Genomic DNA, 21,640 nt, shown 5'->3' with positions numbered 1-21,640 from the left:
GTGTGTTTCCTCGATCGGTCCGGTCGGGTCGTGGTGAACGCTGTTGTGAACGCTACGGTGGTCCCATGATTGACTTCCAGAAGGCGTCGGTTTTCAAGCTGTCCCCGTGTCGGGTGGAAGACGTCCTCGGGTCGATCGGCCCCCTGATCATCCCTGGTGAGGAGGTCGTGGCCGCGTTCAAGTCGGTCCGCGACTTCGTGGCCTTCACCACCAAACGGTTGATCGCGGTCAACGTCCAGGGGATCACCGGCAAGAAGCGCGACTTCACCTCGTTGCCGTACGGCAAGATCCAGGCGTTCTCGGTGGAGACCGCGGGCACCTTCGACCTCGACGCCGAGCTGGAGCTGTGGTTCAGCGGCCTCGGCAAGGTCCGGCTGGAGTTCAAGGGCAGCTCCGACATCACCGAGCTGAGCCGGATGATCGCCCACTACGCGCTGTAGAGCGCCCAGTCGGCGCAGGACACCACCTCGAAGCCCCGGCTGGGGAAGACGGCGTCCACGAAGAAGTCGTGCATCGCCTGGTCGCCGTCGGCGCACCCGTCGCGGAGCACGGTCACCCGGTATCCGCGGTCCGCCGCGTCGTAGGCCGTCGCGGCCACCATCGCGCTGGTCGCGACCCCGGCGATCGCGAGGGTGTCGACGCCGCGGGCGCGGAGCACCAGGTCGAGATCGGTACCGGCGAACGCGCTGGCCCGGCGTTTCAGCACGACGACGTCCTCATCGGCGACCGGCAGGTCCAGTTCCGTCCCGCCCGATCCCTCGTGGAAGGCGTCCCCGGCCTCGTAGAACGACCGCAGCAGCTCGCTGTCCGGCGGCAGGACCTGCCTGGTGAACGGGTAGTTGCCCGTGATGCCCCGCTGGAGGTCCCCGATGATCAGCGCGGTGCTCAAATTCGCCTCCCCGTGTGTGTCGATTTGCGTCCCCGGCGTTCGTGTAGAGGGTGGAACTGCCCGAACGAGCCGTTGGAGGCACGCAGTGAAGCAGTACATGCTCAGCATCTACCAGCCCGATGGTCCCGCTCCCGCCCCCGAGGTGCTGGAGCCGATCATGCGCCAGCTGGACGCGCTCAACGAGGAGATGCGGGCCAAGGGCGCCTGGGTCTTCGCCGGTGGCATGCACGAGCCGGGCACCGCGACCGTGCTGCGCTCCAAGGGGGACGAGGTGCTGGTCACCGACGGGCCCTTCACCGAGGGCCGCGAGCACCTGGGCGGGTTCACCATCATCCGCGCCGCCGACCTGGACGAGGCGTTGGAGTGGGGCAGGCGGCTGGCGAAGGTGATCACGCTGCCCATCGAGGTGCGGCCGATGCAGCACGGGTCCTGCTGAACCCGTGCTGTTGAGCACAGACATCGCGCTCATCTTCTCTCAGGAGTACGGGCGCGCGGTGTCGGTCCTGGTCCGTGTCTTCGGCGATATCGACATCGCCGAGGAGGCGGTCCAGGACGCCTTCGCCGTGGCGCTGCGGAAGTGGCCGGAGGACGGCCTGCCGCCGAGCCCGGCCGGATGGATCATCACCACCGCCCGCAACCGCGCCCTCGACCGGCTGCGGCGGGAGGCCACGCGGGACCAACGGCACGCCGAGGCCGCGCTGCTGCACGCGGGGAGCGAGCCTCCGGAGGAGGGACCCGTGCGCGACGAACGGCTCCGGCTGATCTTCACCTGCTGCCATCCCGCGCTGGCCCCGGCCGCCCGGGTCGCGTTGACGCTGCGGCTGCTCGGCGGGCTGTCCACGGCGGAGATCGCCCGCGCGTTCCTGGTGCCCGAGGCGACGATGGCGCAGCGGCTGGTCCGGGCCAAGGGCAAGATCCGGGACGCGCGCATCCCGTACCGGGTGCCCCGCGACGCCGACCTGCCCGACCGGCTGCGCGCGGTGCTGGCCGTGGTCTACCTGATCTTCACCGAGGGGTACGCGGCGGGCCGGGAACCGTTGTGCGGTGAGGCGATCCGGCTCGGCAGGCAGCTCGCCGGGCTGATGCCGGACGAGCCCGAGGTGACCGGGCTGCTGGCGCTGATGCTGCTGGTCGAGTCGCGCCGGGCCGCGCGCGCCACGGGCGCGGGGGAGCTGGTCCTGCTGGCCGACCAGGACCGTGAGCTGTGGGACTCCGGGCTCATCGCCGAGGGGCAGGCGCTGGTGCGGATGTGCTTGCGCCGCAACCAACCCGGGCCCTACCAGATCCAGGCCGCGATCAACGCGGTGCACAGTGACGCGCCGACCGACTGGCACCAGGTGGTGCTGCTCTACGACCAGCTGCTCGCGGTCACCCCGAGCCCCGTCGTCGCTTTGAACCGAGCCGTCGCCGTCGCCGAGGTCGAGGGGCCCGCGGCTGGACTGGAGCTGGTCGACGCGCTCGATCTCGACCGCTACCACCTGTTCCACGCCGTCCGGGCCGACCTGCTGCACCGCCTCGGCCGGGACGCGGAGGCGGTGCGCGCCTACGACACGGCGATCGAGCTGGCCGAGCACGTGGCCGACCGGGACCTGTTGCGGCGGAAGCGGCCCACGTAGTTGCAAACCCGGCTTTGCAAAGGCTAGTTTGTAACTATGGCCGAGCCGAGGGAGATCACCGATCCGGACGCGCTGCGGACGCTCGCGCACCCGCTGCGCCAGAGCATCCTGCGGATGCTGTCCGAGCGCGGGCCCGCGACCTCGACCTCGCTGGCCAAGGCGCTCGGCGAGAACACCGGGGCGACCAGCTACCACCTGCGGCAGCTGGCCGAGCACGGGTTCATCGAGGAGGCACCCGAGCTGGCCAAGGGGCGGGAGCGGTGGTGGCGCTCGCCGCCCAAGGACCTGCGGTTCCCCAGGCGCAGCGCGCAGACCCCGGAGATGAGCGCGCTGCTCGACGAGATGAACCAGCAGCAGTTCGCCGCCGACCTGGAGCTGTTCGCGCGGTTCCAGGCGCAGCGGGACTCCCTCGGCGAGTGGGGCGACGCGGTGCCGTACTCGCGCGGCTCCATCCGCGTCACCGGTGAGCAGCTGATGGAGTTCTTCGAGGAGTACATCGCGCTGATGAAGCGCTTCCAACCGTCCGAAGAGGACGCTCCGCCGGGTGCGCGCCGCATCCTCACCAGGTTCATCGCCTTCCCGGCGCCGCTGCCCGAGGAGGACTGAGAAAAAGGGTCCGGGACACCGAGTTGCCGCTCGGTGTCCCGGAGAGGAAATCCGCACGATCACGCCTGAGGTACGCACTTCCACGGAAAGGAGAGCACTTCGTGCTGCTCCAACGCAAACGCGCAGCCCTGATCGGGTTGGTCGCGCTGTTCGTCTTCCCCGCCGCGGCCCACGCCGCCGACCTGACCCTCGACCTGGGCGACGTCAAGACGCCCGCGTCGCTCTTCGTCCCGCCCGGCGCGGGCCCGCATCCCGGTGTCGTGCTCGTGCACGGATCAGGGCCCGGCAAGCGCGCGCAGTACCAGCACGTCGCCGAGGCGTTCGCGCGGCAGGGCATCGTCGCGCTGCTCTACGACAAGCGCACAGTCGGCTATTCCCAGTCGCAGCGCGACTATTCGCAGCTCGCCAATGACGCGTTGACCGCGTTCCGTGTGCTTCGCGCGCGGCCCGAGGTCGATCCCGCGCGGGTCGGGTTGTGGGGCTTGTCGGAGGGCGGGTGGACTGCGCCGCTGGCCGCCTCGCGCTCCGACGACGTGGCCTTCCTGATCACCGTGGGCGCCAACGGTGGTACTCCTAGCCACCAGCAGGCTTGGGCGGTGCGGGAACGCCTCGTGCGCATGGGGGTGTCCGGCTCCATGGTGGACGCCATCGCGGACAAGGGAATGCGCCAGATCGTCCACAATGGACTGTTTCCGGAGGCGGCCTACGACCCGGTTCCGGTGCTGCGGCGGCTGAAGCAGCCCACGCTCGGGATCTGGGGTGCCAAGGATCGGCTCACCCCGCCCGGCGAGAGCCTGCGGGTCTTCCAGGAGAACGTGCGGCGGCACACGCTGCGCGTGTTCCCCGACGGCGAGCACGCCGCGCACCGGACGATCACCGGCTTCGAACGCCTTCCCGAACTCGTGCCGGGTTACGCCGAGCTCGTCGGCTCCTGGGTGCGCGATCTGCCCACGTCCAGCAGCGCCGATCCCGCGCCGCACCAGGACGTGACGACCAGGCCGCTCGAACCGCTCGCGGAGTGGGAGACCGGCAAGGTCCAGATCACCGTGTTCGCGGTGCTCGTGCTGGCGTTCCTCGGCTACGTGCTGAGCGGTTTCGTGCGGCGGTGGCGGCCCGGTCCGGGGAGCCTCGCGCCCTGGCTCGCCTCGGCCGCCCTCGCCGTGGTGGGCGGGTGGATGGTGTACGTGTTCTTGTTGCTCACCAACGGGAAACTGCCGTTGGGCCCGCTGGTGTTCGGGCGCACGCTCCCGTGGCTCGGCATGCAGCTGCTCTCCGCTGGTGTCGTGGTGCTACTCGTGCTGACCGTGCTGCGCACCGGGCGTGAGCTGGCCGAGGCCGGAATGGGCGCTCGCATCCGTCGCACCATCTTGCTGACCGGCGGCGCATTGTTCGTACCCTGGGCCTTCTACTGGGGACTGCTCTTGCCTTAACGCCAGAACCGTGGCTGCCCATCACGTAAACTGAACCCATGCATCCCAACCGCCCCCAGACCCAACGCGAGGCGGCCTCAACCTAGAGATCTCCCGTTTCGTACTCATAGCGGGGAAGAGAGCGCTCCCAAAACCCGGCAAGAGTACGAAACGGGAGATCTTGGCGGCCTCAGCGCGGGATGAGGGGTGGGGGCTACCGCGTGTCCTGTAAGTGGTTGAGCTGAGGTTCTGGTGACGGTGCCGCCCGGGGTTGGGGTGTCTTCAAGTACCCCCAACCCCCCCGCTCGATCATCGTTAACCACCACCAACCCCGAACACCGCCTGGGGGTTTGTCGTCGTTGAAGACTGTTGGGGCGGGGGTTGGGGGTACTTGAAGACCGGCGTACCCGAGGGCTTGCAGGACGGGGGCTAGTGGTCCTGGGCCCATGCGGCGACGGGGAGTGACAGGTAGACGCCGAAGTCGCTGAGCCCGGTCGCGGTGGCGATGGCCTCGTGCAGTCCGTCGACGCGGTCCTGGCGGTCGGCGGCGCGGCTCGCGAACCACTTCGAGCGGACCTCGATCACCACGGGCAGGCCGCAGCGGTCGAAGGGGCCGTGCGCGCGGAAGCGGATCTCCACGTCGCCGGGCTGGAGATCACCGTCGTACGGCTCCTCCGGGCACTCCACGGCCACCGACACCAGGTGCGGCAGCACGGACCCGAGATCACGGAGCGTGCGCTCGGGGACGCTGGGAGCATGAGTGACTTCCACGAGGGGCACTCGATCAGCCTAGCCGCGGTCACACAAGTGTTACCCCAGGCGCGTGCGCGACGCTTATGCTGTGCGCGCGGGCCGGGGGCCCGCCACCGCGGCTGGCTGCTCGACCACGTCCCAGGGAGGCGTGCTCGGTGAGTGAGAAGAAGCTGCGGGACTACCTGCGCCGCGTGACGGTGGACCTGCACCGCGCCCGCCAGGAGCTGCGGCGGACCAGGGAGCCGATCGCCATCGTGGCGATGAGCTGCCGCTATCCCGGCGGGGCGAGCTCACCGGAGCAGCTGTGGCGGCTGGTGGCCGAGGGCCGGGACGCGATCTCCGGGTTCCCCGACGACCGCGGCTGGGACCTGGACCGGCTGATCCACCCGGACGCCGGTCGCCCCGGGACGACCTACGTCGCCGAAGGTGGTTTCGTCGACGGCGTCGCGGAGTTCGACGCGGCGTTCTTCGGGATCTCCCCGCGCGAGGCCCTGGCCATGGACCCGCAGCAGCGGCTGCTGCTGGAGACGGCGTGGGAGGCGATCGAGCGCGCGGGGATCGACCCGGCCACGCTGCGCGGCACCCGGACCGGGGTGTTCGCCGGGGTGATGTACCAGGACTACCGGTCGCGGCTGCGGCAGGAGCCGGAGGACGTCCAGGGCTACCTCGGCGCGGGCAGCTCCGGAAGCATCGCCTCCGGCCGCATCGCCTACGCGCTGGGGCTGTGCGGGCCCGCGATCACGGTGGACACCGCGTGTTCGTCGTCGCTGGTGGCGCTGCACCTCGCGGCCCAGGCGCTGCGGCGCGGGGAGTGCGAGATGGCGCTGGTCGGCGGGGCGATGCTGATGTCCTCGCCGGTGGCCTTCGTCGACTTCGCCCGCCAGCGCGGGCTGGCCCCGGACGGCCGGTGCAAGGCGTACTCCGACCAGGCGGACGGCACCGCGTGGGGCGAGGGCGTCGGCATGCTGCTCGTGGAGCGGTTGTCCGAGGCCGAGCGCCTCGGGCATCCCGTGCTCGCGGTGCTCCGGGGCTCTGCGGTGAACTCCGACGGGGCCACCAGCGGGCTCACGGCGCCGAACGGGCCCGCTCAGCAGCGCGTGATCACCGACGCCCTCGCGGACGCCTCGCTGGAACCGTCCGATGTGGACATGGTGGAGGGGCACGGCACCGGGACCGCGCTCGGCGACCCGGTCGAGGCGCAGGCACTGCTGGCGACCTATGGCCAGGATCGCGATCGGCCGTTGTGGCTGGGCACGCTGAAGTCCAACATCGGTCACACCCAGGGCGCGGCGGGGATCGGCGGCGTGATCAAGGCGATCATGGCGCTGCGCAACGAGATCATGCCGAAGACGCTGCACGCCGACGTGCCTTCGTCCCATGTGGACTGGTCGGCCGGGAACGTGCGGCTGCTGACCGACGCGCGGCCCTGGCCCGCGGGGGAGCGGCCGCGGCGCGCGGCGGTATCGGCTTTCGGCTTCAGCGGCACCAACGCGCACGTCATCCTCGAAGAGGCGACCGCTCCGCCCGTCGAGGAGCGCGTGCTCGACGACCGCGTGGTGCCGTTGCTGGTGTCGGGAACGACCCCGGAGGCGGTGCGAGCGCAGGCCGAGCGCCTGTCGACAGTCTCCGCGCATCCCATCGACGTCGGGTACACCCTCGCGACCGCTCGCACCTCCTTCGCCTACCGCGCGGTGGTCCTGGGCGATGAAACCCTGGAGATCGCCGAGGCGGTTCGCACGCCGAAGATCGCGGTGATCTTCCCCGGCCAGGGAGCACAGCGCGTCGGGATGGGGCGCGAGCTGGCGAAGCGCTTCCCAGTCTTCGAGGTTGCCCTGACGCAGGTGTGCGCCGAGCTGGACAGGCACCTCGATCGGCCGCTCCTGGAAGTGATGTGGGGCGACGACGCGCTCAACCGCACCGAGTACGCGCAGCCAGCTCTGTTCGCGGTCGGGGTCGCATTGTTCCGGCTGGTCGAATCCCTTGGTGTACGGCCGGATTTCCTGATCGGGCACTCACTCGGAGAGATCACCGCCGCACATGTGGCCGGGGTGCTCTCGCTCGCCGACGCGTGCACCTTCGTGGCCGCGCGTGGCCGGTTGATGCAGCGGCTGCCCGAGGGTGGGGCGATGGTGTTCGTTCCCGCATCGGAGGCGGAGGTCCTGCCGACGCTGCGACCGGGCGTGTTCCTCGCGGCGGTCAACGGCGACCGGGCGGTGGTGATCTCCGGGGAAACCGAAGCCGTGGCGGAGATCGGCGCGCGGTGGCCTCGCGCGAAGCGTCTGCGGGTGAGCCACGCCTTCCACTCCGCGCGCATGGACCCGATGCTCGACGAGTTGCGGGAGGTGGTCGCGGGGCTGACCTTCGCCGAGCCGCGCATTCCCCTTGTGTCCAATGTGTCCGGTGACGTGCTCGGCGCCGAGATCGCCTCGCCGGACTACTGGGTCCGGCATGCGCGCGAGTGCGTTCGGTTCGCCGACGGCACAAGGACATTGCGGGAGTTGGGCGCGACGGCGTTCGTCCAGCTGGGGCCCGGAGCGGTGGGCACGTTGGTCGACGCGTACCTGGCGATGGGGCGCTCCGAAGAGCTGTCCGTGGTGCGGGCGCTCGGCAAGCTGCACGCGCACGGGTCCACAGTGGACTGGGCGGCGTTCTTCGCTGGCAGCGGGGCGAGGCGGGTCGACCTGCCGACCTACCCCTTCCAGCGGAGCAGGTACTGGCTCGACCCAGGCCACGATACCGCTGACGCCTCGGCGCTCGGGCTCGACCCGGTCGATCACCCTTTGCTCGGCGCCGCCATCGCCAACGACGGCGGAGTGGTGCTCACCGGCAGCCTGTCGGTCGCCACGCGTCCGTGGCTGGGGCAGCACGCCGTTGACGGCACGATCATCCTGCCCGGAACCGCTTTCCTGGAACTGGCCGTAGAGGCCGGGCGGCACGTCGGACGCGACCGGGTTGCCGAGCTGATCATCCAGAAGCCCTTGGTGCTGCCCGGTTCTGGATCGGTTCCGATCCGGATCACCGTGGACGACGAGGGCACCTTCACGATCGGAGACCACGCGAGCGGACTCCTCGCCTCCTCGCCTGCCGTGTCGGCGGTGATCGAGAAGTGGCCTCCCGCCAATGTGGAAAGCGTTGCGGCGGAAGAGGTGTACGAGAAGTTCGCTGAGCACGGGTTCGACTACGGCCCGCTCTTCCGAGGACTGCGGCGGGTCTGGGTGCGGGGCGAGGAGATCTTCGTCGAGGTCGAGCTGCCCGAGGCCGCGGATGTCCACGGCTACCACCTGCATCCGGCCTTGCTGGACGGAGCCTTGCACGCCAAGGGCTTGGTGACGCTGTCTGCCGCGCCTGCGCGGTTGCCGTTCTCGTGGCGTGACGTCACCGTGCACGCCCGCGGCGCGACACAGCTGCGAGTGCGGATCACGCCGACTGCCTCGGGGATCGCGCTCGACGCGACAGACTTCGCTGGTCAGCCGGTGATCACCGTGGGGGAGTTGACATTCCGCTCGCGCACGCAGGTCGCGGGTTGCCTGTACGAACTCCAGTGGGACCGCGTCGACCTGCCCGCTTCGGGAGCGGAGGCATCGATCCTGCGTCCGGCCGACGTTCAGGAAGCGTTGGTGGAAGTCCAAACCGCGCTGGCCGAAGATCGCGCGCGGACCGTGATCGTGACGCCCGGCGGGACCGGAACCGACGTGGCGCAGGCGGCCGTGTGGGGCCTGGTGCGGTCGGCGCAGGCCGAGCACCCCGGCCGGTTCGTCCTGGTGGACACCGAGGCGCCGGACGACGTGGTGCTCCGCGCCGCCGCACTCGGCGAGGACGAGATCGCCATCCGCGACGGAGTCGCCTACCGCCCGCGTCTCGCCGCCTACTCGGGACCGATCGGGTCGGCATGGCGCGTCGACGTCACCGAGCGCGGCACCCTGGACGATGTGTCCTTTGTGGACGTGGCGCCGAAGTCGCTGGCGCCGGGTGAGGTGCGGATCGAGGTCCGTGCGGCGGGGCTCAACTTCCGCGACGTGCTCACGGCCCTGGGCGCCTACCCCGGTGAGTCCGTTCTCGGCAGCGAGGCGGCGGGAACCATCGTGGAGCTCGGCCCTGGTGTCACCGGGTTCGCGGTGGGGGACCGGGTGATGGGGATCGTGCCCGCGTCGTTCGGCCCTGCCGCTGTGGCTGATCACCGCATGCTCGTGAAGATTCCGCGCGGGTGGGACTTCACGCAGGCCGCGTCGATGCCGTTGGCGTTCCTCACCGCGTACTACGGCCTTGTCGACCTCGCCAGTGTGCGGCCCGGTGAGGCTGTGCTCGTGCACGCCGCCGCTGGTGGAGTGGGGATGGCGGCGGTGCAGCTCGCGCGCCACCTCGGCTGCACCGTGTACGGCACGGCGAGCCCGGCGAAGTGGGACGTCGTCGACCTGCCCGCATCGCAGCTGGCCTCATCGCGCGATCTTGGCTTCGCAGAGCGGTTTCCCCAGGTCGACGTGGTGCTGAGCGCGCTGGCCGGTGAGTTCGTCGACGCCTCGCTCTCGTTGCTGCGCCCCGGTGGGCGGTTCGTCGAGATGGGCAAGACCGACCTGCGAGCCCCGGCGGACGGCTACTTCCCGTTCGATCTGTTCGAGACGGCGGGGCCCGCGCGCATCGGGGAGATGCTTCGGGAGCTCGTCGAGCTGTTCGAGCGCGGTGAGCTGGTGCTGTCGCCGATCACCACGTGGGACATGCGACGAGCCGCCGACGCACTGCGATTCATGCGCGACGCCAAGCACATCGGCAAGATCGTGCTTACCCTGCCCGCGCCCGTCGACCCCGATGGCACGGTCTTGATCACCGGCGGGACGGGCGCCTTGGGCACGCTCGTCGCCCGGCATCTTGTGGAGCGGCAGGGTAGGCGGAAACTGGTCCTGCTCAGCCGCAGCGGTGGCACAGCGCCGGAAATCGGCGGTGCCTCGGTACGCGTGGTCGCGTGCGACGTCAGTGATCGGGACGCGGTCGCCGCGGTACTGGCCGAGATTCCGGACCTCACCACGGTGATTCACACCGCAGGCGTGCTCGACGACGGTGTGGTGACCTCGTTGACGCCGTCGCGGCTCTCGGAAGTCCTACGTGCCAAGGTCGACGCCGCGTGGCACCTCCACGAACTGACGGACGGGCTCGCCGAGTTCGTCCTGTTCTCCTCGGCGGCCGGGATCGTCGGGGGAGCGGGACAGGCCAACTACGCTGCCGCGAACGCCGCCCTGGACGCCCTTGCCCGGCACCGGCAGACCCTCGGGCTCCCCGCGATTTCGCTCGCCTGGGGCCTCTGGGAAACCGGCATGGGCAGCGGTGTCAGCGGCTCGGACATCCAGCCGTTGACGGTCCAGCAAGGTCTTGAGCTGTTCGACGCCGCACTGACCACGGGCGCGGCAATGCTCGTGCCGATGCGTCGGCGTGCACGACAAGCCTTGGTGCGCAAGCAGTCTGACGATCCGCTCAGCCTGGTGCGCGCGCACGCCGCCGCGGTGCTCGGGCACGCGTCGCCCTCGTCGATCGGTGTCGATCAGGCATTCAGCGACGCCGGGTTCGACTCGTTGACCGCCGTCGAGCTGCGCAACCGGCTGAGCGCGGCGACCGGAGTGCGGCTGCCCGCGACGCTGGTGTTCGACTACCCGACGCCCGCCGCCCTGGCCGCGCACCTGGCTCAGGAGACGGTGACGCCGCAGGTCGTGACCCCGGAGGAGAGCGGCGATCCGATCGTGATCGTCGGAATGAGCTGCCGTTTCCCCGGTGGTGTCAGCTCGCCGGGGGAGTTCTGGGACCTGCTGCGCTCCGGCGGCGACGCGATCACCGAGCCACCCGCGGACCGGGGCTGGGCGATCTCGGCGACGGGCGGATTCCTCGATGGCGCTTACGATTTCGACGCCGCGTTCTTCGGGATCTCGCCGCGCGAGGCGCTGGCGATGGACCCTCAGCAGCGCGTGTTCCTGGAGTTGTGCTGGGAGGCGGTGGAGCGAGCGGGGATCGACGTGGCCGCGCTGCGCGGATCACGCACGGGCGTCTTCGTGGGCACGAGCGGCCAGGACTACACGCGCCTGCTGATGTCCAGTTCGGACAGTGCGGACCTGGAAGGGCTCATCGCCACCGGGAGCACGGTCAGCGTGATCTCCGGCCGGGTCGCCTACGCGATGGGGCTGGAAGGTCCCGCCGTCACGCTCGACACGGCCTGCTCGTCTTCGCTGGTGGCCCTGCACCTCGCCGCGCGGTCAGTGCGCGACGGTGAGTGCTCGATGGCTTTGGCCGGTGGTGTGACGATCATGTCGGACCCGGCGGTGTTCACCGAGTTCGGCAGGCAGGGCGGAGTCGCGTCGGACGGCCGTTGCAAGGCGTTCGCCTCCGGGGCCGATGGGACCGGCTTCGCCGAAGGAGCCGGGGTCGTCGTCATCGAGCGCCTGTCCGACGCGCGCAGGCTGGGACACGACGTGCTTGCCGTGGTGCGCGGCTCTGCGATGAACTCGGACGGCGCTTCCAACGGTCTCACCGCGCCGAACGGCCCTTCACAGCAACGAGTCATTCGCGCGGCGCTGTCGGCTGCCGGCCTCTCTCCGTCCGATGTGGACGTTGTCGAAGCGCACGGCACCGGGACCGCGCTGGGCGACCCGATCGAGGCTCAGGCGATCCTCGCGACCTACGGCCAGGACCGCGATCAGCCGGTGCTGCTGGGTTCGGTGAAGTCGAACATCGGTCACACCCAGGCCGCCGCCGGGATCGCCGGAGTGATCAAGACGGTGCTCGCGTTGCGGCACGGCGAGCTGCCGAGCACCTTGCACGTCACCGAGCCGACGTCGCAGGTCGACTGGTCCTCCGGCGCGGTTGCCCTGCTGACCGAGACCCGGGAGTGGCCCGAGCGCGGACGGCCGAAGCGGGCGGGTGTGTCGTCGTTCGGCGTCAGCGGGACCAATGCGCACGTGATCATCGAGCAGGCGCCGTCTCCTCCGGCCCCGGCGACGGCGGCCGAGGACGTGCCGTGGCCGCTGAGTGCGCGCACGCCGAAAGCATTGCGGGCAATGGCGAGCCGTCTGTCTACTGTGGATGGATTGCGGAGTGCCGACGTCGGTCTGACGCTGACGCGGCGGCGGGCCTTCGAGCAGCGGGCCGTGGTGTTCGAGCGCTCCGCCCTCGACGCGCTCGCCGAGGGGGGCGAGCATCCCGCGTTGGTGCGCGGTGCCGCGTCGGCTACGGGCAAGATCGTCTTCGTTTTTCCCGGCCAGGGGGGTCAGTTCCCCGGCATGGCCAAGGAGTTGCTGGAGCGCTCGCCGCGTTTCGCTTCCCTGCTCGCCGAGTGCGACGCGGCGCTGCGCCCGCACGTCGAGTGGTCGCTGTTGGATGTGCTGCACGACGGGGCCGAGCTCAATCGGGTCGACGTCGTCCAACCGGTGCTGTTCTCAATCATGGTCAGCCTCGCGGCGCTCTGGCGGGACCACGGAGTCCGTCCGGATGCCGTGGTGGGGCACAGCCAGGGGGAGATCGCGGCGGCGTGTGTGGCCGGTGTGCTGCCACTCACGGAGGCCGCTCGTCTTGTCGCGCTGCGTTCGCGCCTCTACCGGAGGTTGAGCGGCCACGGTGCGATGGCGGTGATTAGCTTGCCGCGCGCGGAAGTCGAAGCCCGGATCGGAGGCCGTCTCGACATCGCCGCCATCAACGACCCCGCTTCGGTCACGGTCTCCGGTGAACCATCCACTGTGGACGGACTGGTCGCTGAGTGCGAGGCCGAAGGCATCCGGGCCAAGCGCGTTCCCGGCGTGCACGTCGCCGGGCATTCGCGGCAGACCGAGCGCGTCCGCGAAGAACTCCTTGCCGGGCTGGCGAATCTGCGGCATTCAGCGGGAGAACTACCGTTCTACTCCACGGTCACCGGTGACGTGCTCGACGGAGCGCGGCTCGACGCGGAGTACTGGTACCGCAATCTTCGTCAGCCCGTGCTCTTCGCCGACGCCATCGCTTCGCTTGCCCGAGACGGCCACGACGTCTTCATCGAGTCCTCACCGCATCCGATGCTGACGTCATCCGTGCAGGTCGTGGCGCCGGACGCGGTCACTTTGAGCACCCTGCGCCGCGATGACGGCGCGCGATTCCCGAAGGCGCTCGCCGAAGCGTTCGTCAGCGGGGTCGCCGTCGACTGGTCCGCGGAGTTCACTGGCGCGCGCGTGGTCGAGCTGCCGCCGTATCCGTTCGAGCACGTCCGCTATCGGCCTTCGGGCGTGATCCACCAGGAACAGTCCGTTGTGGACTCGTGGCGCTATCGCGTGCGGTGGAAGCCGTTGGTGAGCAAGCAGGATCGACCTTCTGGACGATGGCTCGTCGTTGCTCCTGATGTGAACCACCCGTGGATCGACGCCGCTGCGCAGGCGCTGGGCGAGCAGGCGGTCGTCGTGTCACTCGCCGAGGTCAGCGCGATGAGCGACTACAGCGGAGTGCTGTCGTTGCTGGCGTTGGACGAAGACACGGGGCTCGCCTCGACGCTCGAGCTGATCTCGGTGGTCACCGCGCCGCTGTGGATCGCCACTTGCGGTGCGGTTTCGGTCGGGCGCTCGGATCAGGACGTTCGGCCGACGCAGGCGCAGTTGTGGGGGCTGGGCCGGGTGTTCGGCCTGGAACGCGTTGAGGTCTACGGCGGCCTGATCGACCTGCCCGCAGACACGGGGGAGCGCGCCCGAGCCAGGCTGCTCGCGGCCCTTGCCGGTGCTGAGGACCAGGTGGCGGTGCGGTCGAGCGCCACCTACGCCCGGCGGCTCGCGCGCGCCCCGCTCGGAAAAGCCAAGCGGTCGTGGACGCTCCGCGGTACGACGCTGATCACCGGTGGCACCGGGGCGATCGGGCAGATGATCACCGAATGGGCCCTTCGCGAGGGCGCTTCGCGGGTCGTGGTGCTCAGCCGCTCCGCTTCTCCTGAGCTGTCTCGCGACGGCGTCACCGCGGTGCGGTGCGACGTCACGGATCGGGATGCGCTCGCGGCGGTGCTGGCGGCGATCCCGGACCTGACCACGGTGATCCACGCCGCTGGTGTCATCGAGCCGACTCTTCTGCCCGAAATGGACAGTGCTGCCCTCGAGCGCCAGCTGGCGGCGAAAGTCTTGGGGGCGAAGCACCTCGACTCGTTGGTGGGCGAGCTGGACGCGTTCGTGTTGTTCTCCTCCAACTCGGGTGTCTGGGGTGGTACCGGCCAGGCTGCCTACGCGGCGGCGAATGCCCACCTCGACGCGCTCGCGGAGAACCGGCGAGCCCGCGGGCTGACCGCGACATCGGTGGCGTGGGGCGCCTGGGCTGGCGGAGGCATGGCGGCAGGCGAGCAGGCGAAGCGGTACCTGGGCCGGATCGGCATGCGCGCCATGCCCGCCTCCCTCGCGCTGACCGCGCTGCGCCAGGCCGTTGAGCACGACGACGTCACGGTGTCCGTGGCCGACATGGACTGGAAGCGCTTCGTCCCCAGCTATTCGGCTGGTAGGCACCGACCCTTCCTCGAAGAGTTCACCGATGTGGAGCCCTCCGCGGAGCCGGTCGCTCGCTCCCGTAGCGAACTCCTGGAGCTGGTCCGTGCCAATGCGGCCACTGTGCTCGGGCTGGCTTCGAGTGAGGAGATCCCGCCCGGCAGGGCGTTCCGCGAAGTCGGGTTCGACTCCGTAACCGCCGTCGATCTCCGCGACCGGCTGAGCACGGCGCTCGGCACCCGGTTGCCCGTCACCGTGGTGTTCGACCACCCGTCTCCGGCCGCGCTCGCCGATCACCTCGTCGGCTCGGTGCCCGCGCCGGAGCCAGTGCTGTCCGCGACCACCGAGCCCATCGCGATCGTGGCGATGAGCTGCCGCCTGCCCGGAGGCGTTCGCGGGCCGGAAGACCTGTGGGAGTTGCTGTCCAGGGAGACCGACGCGATGACGGGTTTCCCGGCCGATCGCGGTTGGGATCTCAGCTCCACGAGCACACCCCGAGTCGGTGGCTTCCTCGATGACGTGGCGGGGTTCGACGCGGCGTTCTTCGGGATCTCGCCGCGCGAGGCCCTGGCGATGGACCCGCAGCAACGCCTGCTGTTGGAGACCGCGTGGGAGTGCGTCGAGCGAGCGGGCATCGACCCGAACTCGTTGAAGGGAAGCCGAACCGGCGTGTTCGTCGGCGGGGCCTCCCAGGGTTACGCGGGCTTGGTGACGGAGGCGGCCAAAGGATACTTGACCACCGCCGACGTCGGCAGCGTGATGTCCGGTCGGATCGCCTACCAGTTCGGTTTGGAGGGACCGGCGCTCACGGTCGACACGGCGTGCTCCTCGTCGTTGGTGGCGCTGCACCTCGCGATCAAGGCTCTGCGCAACGGGGAATGCTCCTTGGCGCTGGCCGCCGGAGTGGCCGTGTTGCTGACGCCCACGGTGTTCGAGGAGTTCGACAGGCAGGGCGGGCTCGCGGCGGACGGCCGGTGCAAGGCGTTCTCCGACTCGGCGGACGGGACGAACTTCGCCGAGGGCGTGGCCGTGCTCCTCGTGGAGCGCCTGTCCGACGCGGAGCGCAACGGGCACGAGATCTTGGCTGTGCTCAGGGGTTCCGCGATGAACTCCGATGGCGCTTCGAATGGTTTGACCTCGCCCAACGGGCCCTCGCAGCAGCGGGTGATCATGGCTGCGCTGGCCGATGCCGGGCTTCGTCCGTCCGAAGTGGACCACGTGGAGGCGCACGGGACCGGCACGCGCCTTGGTGATCCCATCGAGGCGCAAGCGCTTCTGGCGACCTACGGCCGCGATCGAGGGCGACCGTTGTGGCTCGGATCGGTGAAGTCGGTCCTTGGCCACACCCAGGCGGTGTCCGGCCTGGCCGGGGTGATCAAGGCGGTGCTGGCGATCCGCAACGGCACGCTGCCCGCCACCCTGCACGTCACCGATCCTGCGTCCACTGTGGACTGGTCGGTCGGAGATGTGCGGCTGCTGACCGAGTCCAGGCCGTGGCCGGGGCCGAGACGGGCCGGGGTCTCCTCGTTCGGGGTGAGCGGGACGAACGCGCATGTGATCGTCGAACAGGCTCCGTCCGTGCCTCGGCCTCCCGCGACGCCTCCGCCCCGCGCACTTCCCTGGGTGTTCTCGGCCCGCACCGAAACCGCGCTCCGGCAGCAGATCGAGCGCATCACCGCGGCGGCTGACGGGCTGGACCCCGCTGACGTCGGACTTGCCTTGAGCAGGCGGGCGAGCATGCCGCACCGGGCCGCGGTCGTGGGCGCCGACGTGCTCGCCGGAGTGGCCCGCGGGGAACCCGGCCTGGCGATCATGTTCTCCGGCCAGGGCAGTCAGCGAATCGGGATGGGACAGGGGCTGTACGAGGCGTATCCGCGGTTCGCGGAGGCGTTCGACGCGGTTGCCGCGCACCTCGACCGGCACCTTGATCGTCCGCTGCACGATGTCCTGCACGACCCGGTGATCAACGAAACCGGCTATGCGCAGCCCGCGATCTTCGCGGTGGAAGTCGCGCTGTTCCGGCTCGTCGAAAGCCTTGGCGTGCGGCCGAGTCAGCTGATCGGCCACTCGGTCGGCGAGGTCGCGGCAGCGCACGTCGGCGGTGTGCTCTCGCTGGCCGACGCGTGCGAGCTGATCGCCGCGCGCGGCCGGTTGATGCAGCGGCTTCCCGTCGGGGGAGCCATGCTCGCCGTGCGGGCCAGCGAATCCGAGGTCGAGGGCGTCGCGATCGCGGCGGTCAACGGCCCGACGTCGGTCGTGCTCTCCGGTACTGCCGATGTGATTGCCTCGCAGGAGCGTCTGTGGAGTGCCCGTGGGCGCAGGACGAAACGGCTCAACGTCAGTCATGCGTTCCACTCCGAGCTGATGGAGCCGATGCTGGCCGACTTCTGCGCCGTCGTGTCGGGCCTGACCTACCGCGAGCCGTCCACCCCCATCGTGTCCACTGTGGATGGAGAGATCGCCAGTCCGGAGTACTGGGTGCGCCAGGTCCGGAGAACGGTGCGGTTCCACGACGGGATGACCCGGCTCGTTGCCCAGGGTGCGACGGTCTTCCTGGAGCTCGGGCCGGACGACGTGCTCAGCTCGACGGACGTGGACGGCGTGCTTCTCCCCGTGCTGCGCCGGGACCAGCCCGAGGACGTGACCTTCGCCCGAGCCATGGCCGAGCTTTTCGTGAACGGGGTCCCGATCTCGCTCGACGCGTTGTTCCCGGGCGCGCGGCTGGCGTCGTTGCCGACCTACGCTTTCCAGCACGAGCGGTACTGGCCCGGGTCCTCGTTGTCGGTGACGCTCTCGCCCGAGCACGATCCGTGGCTTGCCGATCACCGTGTCGGCGACCGTTTGTTGTTCCCCGCCACTGGCTTCCTCGACTTGGCTTTCCAGGCTGGCAAGGGCATTCGGGTGGCGGAGATGACCCTCGAATCCCCGCTCGTGCTGCCGGAGAGCGGCGAGGTGGAGCTGCGGGTGGAGGCGTCGGAGCACTCACTGGTCGTCGAGGCGCGCGGTGAGCAGGGGTGGGTCCGGCATGCGACCGCTCGCCTGGAGCCCATGTCGGGACCCCCGCCCGTCGAGTGGACGACCTGGCCGCCGGAGGGCGCTGAGCCGGTGTCGCTCGACGGCTTCTACGATCGGCTGGCTGACGCGGGATTCCATTACGGTCCAACGTTCCGCGGCCTCCGGACAGTGTGGCGACGCGGGCCGGAGGTCTTCGCTGAGGTCTCTGTCGCGCCCTCTGGCCACCGGTTGCACCCCGCCCTGGCCGATGCGGCGCTGCATGCGATGAGCTTGGCCGAAGGCGCCTCTGACGTCGCTGGTCTGCCGTTCGTGTGGCGTGGGGCGTCCTTGTACGCGGAGGGAGTCTCCGAAGCTCGGGTGCGGTTGTCCTTTGCGGACGGTGCAGTCTCGATGTTGCTCACCGACATGTCGAATCGCCCCGTGTCCACTGTGGATGGACTGGTGCTACGCCCCCTTGGGCCGCGTTCCGACTCGCTGTATCAAGTGGACTGGGTGGAAGTCCCTAACGGCTGCGGAGGCGCACTGCCGGAGACGCGCTTGGTCCGCGATGTCTACGAGGCGCTCGATCTGCTCCGATCGTGGTCTGGCTCGCGACTCGTCGTGCTCATCGAGGGCGCGAACCTGGAGGCAGCGCCGGTGCGGGGCTTGGTGCGCTCGGCGATGGCTGAGCACCCCGGCCGGTTCGCTTTGCTGGACATCGATTGCGCGCCGGACGAGATCCCGGCGCACGCGTTCACGGCCACTGAGCCGGAAGTCGCGCTGAGAGCGGGTCGCTTGCTGGCTCCGCGCCTGGTCCGGGCAGCTCCCGAGGGTGAGGCGAAGTGGGAGGCGGAGAGCACCGTCCTGATCACTGGAGGCGGTGGCGAGCTCGGCCGCACAGTGGCCCGCCACCTCGCCGAAGCCCACGGTGTGCGCCACGTGGTGTTGCTCGGCCGGGCCGAACCGGAGGCTCTTGATCTCGGGAGCACTCGTGTGTCCACTGTGGCTTGTGACGTCGCTGATCGCGCGGCGCTGTCCGCAGTGCTGGAGGCGATTCCGGACCTCACCGCTGTCGTCCACGCGGCGGGTGTCGTGGATGACGGTGCCCTGGAGATGATCACACCCGACCGCCTCGCCGCCGTGCTCGCGCCGAAGGTCGACGGTGCCCGCAATCTGCATGAGCTGACGCGGGATCGCGACCTGTCGGCATTCGTGCTGTTCTCGTCTTTCGCCGGAGTCGCGGGCAGCGCGGGTCAGGCCGCTTATGCCGCTGCCAACACCTACCTGGACGCCCTCGCCCAGCACCGGCATGCGACCGGACTCGCGGCGACCTCCGTGGCGTGGGGAATGTGGGACGGCGAAGGCGGAATGACCGATCGCCTCGGCGAGGTCGAGCGATCACGGTTGGCGCGCAACGGCATCATCGCTCTGTCCACTGTGGAAGCATTGGAGCTGTTCGACGCCGCGTGCGCCGGAACTCGCCCGTTCGTCGTAGCGGCCAAGCTCGGCGCTGTTCGGCGTGAGCCAGACCCCACGACCACGTTGGAGTTGGTGCAGACCCACATCGCGGACGTGCTCGGTTATCGGGGCCCCGTGGACCCGGCGGCTCCGCTGGCCGAGCTCGGGTTCGACTCGATGACGGGGGTGGAGCTGCGCAACCGGCTCAGCCGTGCCACGGGTGTGAAACTCCCGGCCACCATGGTGTTCGACCACCCTACGCCCGCCGCGCTCGCCGAGCACATTGAGCGCCCTGAGTCTGAAGAAGATCCGATTCGGACGCAGTACCGGCGCTCCCACGAACTCGGGCGCGTCGATGAGTATGTGGAGTTGCTGGAGGGGATGTCGCAGTTCGCCCCACGCTTCACCACGTTCCTGGCTTCGCCGCCGGTTCGCCTCGCCGCCGGCCCGACCGCGCTCAAGCTCGTCTGCGTCCCGTCCCTCGTGCCGCCGGTGGGCACGCAGCAGTTCGCCGGGTTCGCCTCGGCCTTCCGCGGCCGACATGAGGTGTGGGCGTTGAATTCGCCCGGCTACCGCGCGGGAGAACCCTTGCCTGCCACCGTGTCTGCTCTCGCCGAGCATCACGCGTCCGCTCTACAGCGTCAGTTCGGCGATGCCCGGCTGCTCCTGATCGCGCATTCATCGGGCGGTTGGACAGCGCACGCGGTCGCCGAACACCTCGAACGCATCGGCCGCCCCGCGCTCGGCGTGGTGTTGATCGACACTTTCGCACCCGATCAGGAGCTCGACCGCCGGTTCCGCGTCGCCATGTACGGCAGGCAGATCTCCGGTTTCGACAGCATGGCGGTCGACGGCCCGCAGCTCGTCGCGATGGGCGGCTACCTGCGGATCTTCCGCAACTGGCGGCCGGGGGAGTTGTCCACTCCCGTCCTGTTCGCGCAGGCGACCGAGTGCATGCCCGAGGTCTCCGACCTGGTCGCGGAGGGTGTGGCGTGGCGCGCTGTCTGGCCCGGCCCGCAGACCACGATTGCCGTTCCTGGCAACCACTTCACCGTGGTCACCGAGCACGCTGAGCGAACCGCCGACGTGATCTCCGACTGGATCGGCGGGCGTTCCGGCGTTGGGTGATCAGAAGGGTGCGGGTTCGGCGATGGGTTGGATCTCGGTTTCGTAGGTCTTGCCTCTGGGCGTGGTCCACATGTGTCGTCCGTCGTCCAGGTTCTCGCACGTCCAGTTGGATTCGTGCTTCATGCGGTGGTGGTGGCGGCATTTCGGCCGGAGGTTGTCGATCGTGGTGTTGGTCCCGTCGAAGGGACAGCAGTGGTCGATGTCGCAGCGGTGCGACGGCTGGTTGCAGCCGATAGCCGTGCAGGTGGGATACCTCGCCTGGAGCAGTTCGCGCATCTGTGCGGTGGGGCGGTAGGTGGTCTTGCCGATCTGTTCGGCCATCCCGGTCATCGGGTCGGTCTTGATCCATTTCCAGACACCGTTGGCGGCGGCGGTGCGTGCGAGTTCGGCGGGGATGGGGCCGTATCCGGCGAGTTCAGCGGGGTCGTCGGTGAGGCCGAGGGCTGTGGTGAGGGGCATGGTGATGTGGACACGCACCTCGCCTTGCGGTGTAGCGGTTTCCTTGCCCAGAAACAGGTCCGTCGCTACGTCGGCGCGTTTCTGGTCCAGGGTGCGGTCGTCTTTCGGGAGGGCGCGGGCGATCCTGTCGATGCGGTCGAAGGCCAACGCTGCGTCAACGGCGGACATGACCAGACGCAGTGAGCACATGCCGTCATCCAGGACGAACTTCTCCACCAACCGTTGCTTGCGCTTCTCCTGGTGTCGGCGCAGAGCGGCCTCGGCGTCGAGTTTGTGGATGAAGCGCTTGGCATATCGTTGGGTGGCGGGGTGGTTGTTGGCGGCGGCGTGGGTGATCAGGGCGGGTTCGGCGGTGGTGGCGTCGACTGCCGAGAGGACGCTGAGTTGGTCGACGATCATCAACGCCTTGCCCTCATCAATCCGACCATCCGCCAGGGCTTCCAGCACACCCGGGCGCGCGACGAGGTCAAGGGCCCGACCCAGCAACCGGTTGCCCTTCACCTGCGTGACGCGCAGCAGGGGCATGAGGATGTCGGCCGCGTACTGCTGATCATGCGGACTGAGTTGGTGGAAGAAGGCGGCCACGATTTCGTCGAATTTCGCGATCGCGGCGCCGATCCCGATGTAGGAGTCGAGGATTTGGTCTTCGATGTCGACAGGGGGCATGTCTCTATTTTAGCTGGTCAGGATAGGTGATCATGGCTCTACAGAGTGAACTTCCCAGACGTGCCAATGGTTTCACTAACGACGAACAGCGAAAAGCAAGCCCCAGCAACAGAAAGCCGCCAACGAAACCGTCGGCCCTGTTGCCTCATGTCAAGATGCCCGCGTGGGGTGTTCGTTGCCTCGTTTCGGGATGCCCGCGGGTGGGGT

Annotated in this window: 9 protein-coding genes; 6 read left to right on the top strand and 3 right to left on the bottom strand. The window is 69.5% G+C overall.

Features of this window, described 5'->3' with window-relative positions:
- Window positions 1-65 precede the first annotated feature (65 nt).
- Entirely contained in the window at window positions 66-440 is a 375-nt protein-coding gene (locus tag NLX83_RS31190) for a PH domain-containing protein (RefSeq protein ID WP_030433209.1), read from the top strand.
- Here the strand turns inward: NLX83_RS31190 and NLX83_RS31185 are convergent.
- Window positions 428-889 carry a cysteine hydrolase family protein gene (locus NLX83_RS31185; RefSeq protein WP_254238807.1) on the bottom strand — a complete coding sequence of 154 codons (462 nt, stop codon included), beginning with the start codon at window positions 887-889 and terminating at the stop codon, window positions 428-430. The two genes, NLX83_RS31190 and NLX83_RS31185, sit on opposite strands and share 13 nt — an antisense overlap.
- 85 nt (window positions 890-974) lie before the next feature.
- Between NLX83_RS31185 and NLX83_RS31180 the strand changes: the two genes are divergently transcribed.
- From NLX83_RS31180 to NLX83_RS31165, 4 genes are all read left to right on the top strand, one after another.
- A complete protein-coding gene (locus tag NLX83_RS31180) occupies window positions 975-1,325 on the top strand; it encodes a YciI family protein (RefSeq protein WP_254238806.1) in 351 nt (116 codons plus the stop codon).
- A gap of 4 nt (window positions 1,326-1,329) precedes the next feature.
- Window positions 1,330-2,505 (top strand): RNA polymerase sigma factor, encoded by a 1,176-nt coding sequence (locus tag NLX83_RS31175; protein WP_374118831.1) that lies wholly within the window; start codon window positions 1,330-1,332, stop codon window positions 2,503-2,505.
- 36 nt (window positions 2,506-2,541) lie between these two features.
- Window positions 2,542-3,111 carry an ArsR/SmtB family transcription factor gene (locus NLX83_RS31170; RefSeq protein WP_254238805.1) on the top strand — a complete coding sequence of 190 codons (570 nt, stop codon included), beginning with the start codon at window positions 2,542-2,544 and terminating at the stop codon, window positions 3,109-3,111.
- 101 nt (window positions 3,112-3,212) lie between these two features.
- The gene (locus NLX83_RS31165) at window positions 3,213-4,541 is read left to right on the top strand and encodes an alpha/beta hydrolase family protein (protein ID WP_254238804.1); all 1,329 of its coding nucleotides are present in this window, start codon (window positions 3,213-3,215) and stop codon (window positions 4,539-4,541) included.
- 408 nt (window positions 4,542-4,949) lie between these two features.
- Here the strand turns inward: NLX83_RS31165 and NLX83_RS31160 are convergent, their stop codons facing one another.
- Window positions 4,950-5,300: a hypothetical protein gene (locus NLX83_RS31160; RefSeq protein WP_254238803.1), complete on the bottom strand. Its 351-nt coding sequence runs from the start codon at window positions 5,298-5,300 to the stop codon at window positions 4,950-4,952.
- A 128-nt stretch (window positions 5,301-5,428) separates the two neighbouring features.
- Between NLX83_RS31160 and NLX83_RS31155 the strand changes: the two genes are divergently transcribed.
- Window positions 5,429-20,308 carry a type I polyketide synthase gene (locus tag NLX83_RS31155; protein ID WP_254238802.1) on the top strand — a complete coding sequence of 4,960 codons (14,880 nt, stop codon included), beginning with the start codon at window positions 5,429-5,431 and terminating at the stop codon, window positions 20,306-20,308.
- Here the strand turns inward: NLX83_RS31155 and NLX83_RS31150 are convergent, their stop codons facing one another.
- Window positions 20,309-21,433 (bottom strand): HNH endonuclease signature motif containing protein, encoded by a 1,125-nt coding sequence (locus NLX83_RS31150; protein ID WP_254238801.1) that lies wholly within the window; start codon window positions 21,431-21,433, stop codon window positions 20,309-20,311.
- Window positions 21,434-21,640 lie beyond the last annotated feature (207 nt).

Origin of the sequence: Allokutzneria sp. A3M-2-11 16 (assembly GCF_024213555.1) — a bacterium.
Lineage (GTDB): Bacteria > Actinomycetota > Actinomycetes > Mycobacteriales > Pseudonocardiaceae > Allokutzneria.
This window is presented reverse-complemented; position numbering and strand designations above follow the sequence as displayed.

Bases quoted from the DNA above. Each gene is read 5' to 3' on its own strand.
- NLX83_RS31190 (WP_030433209.1), top strand. From the start codon at position 66: ATGATTGACTTCCAGAAGGCGTCGGTTTTCAAGCTGTCCCCGTGTCGG.
- NLX83_RS31150 (WP_254238801.1), bottom strand. From the start codon at position 21,433: ATGCCCCCTGTCGACATCGAAGACCAAATCCTCGACTCCTACATCGGG.
- NLX83_RS31170 (WP_254238805.1), top strand. From the start codon at position 2,542: ATGGCCGAGCCGAGGGAGATCACCGATCCGGACGCGCTGCGGACGCTC.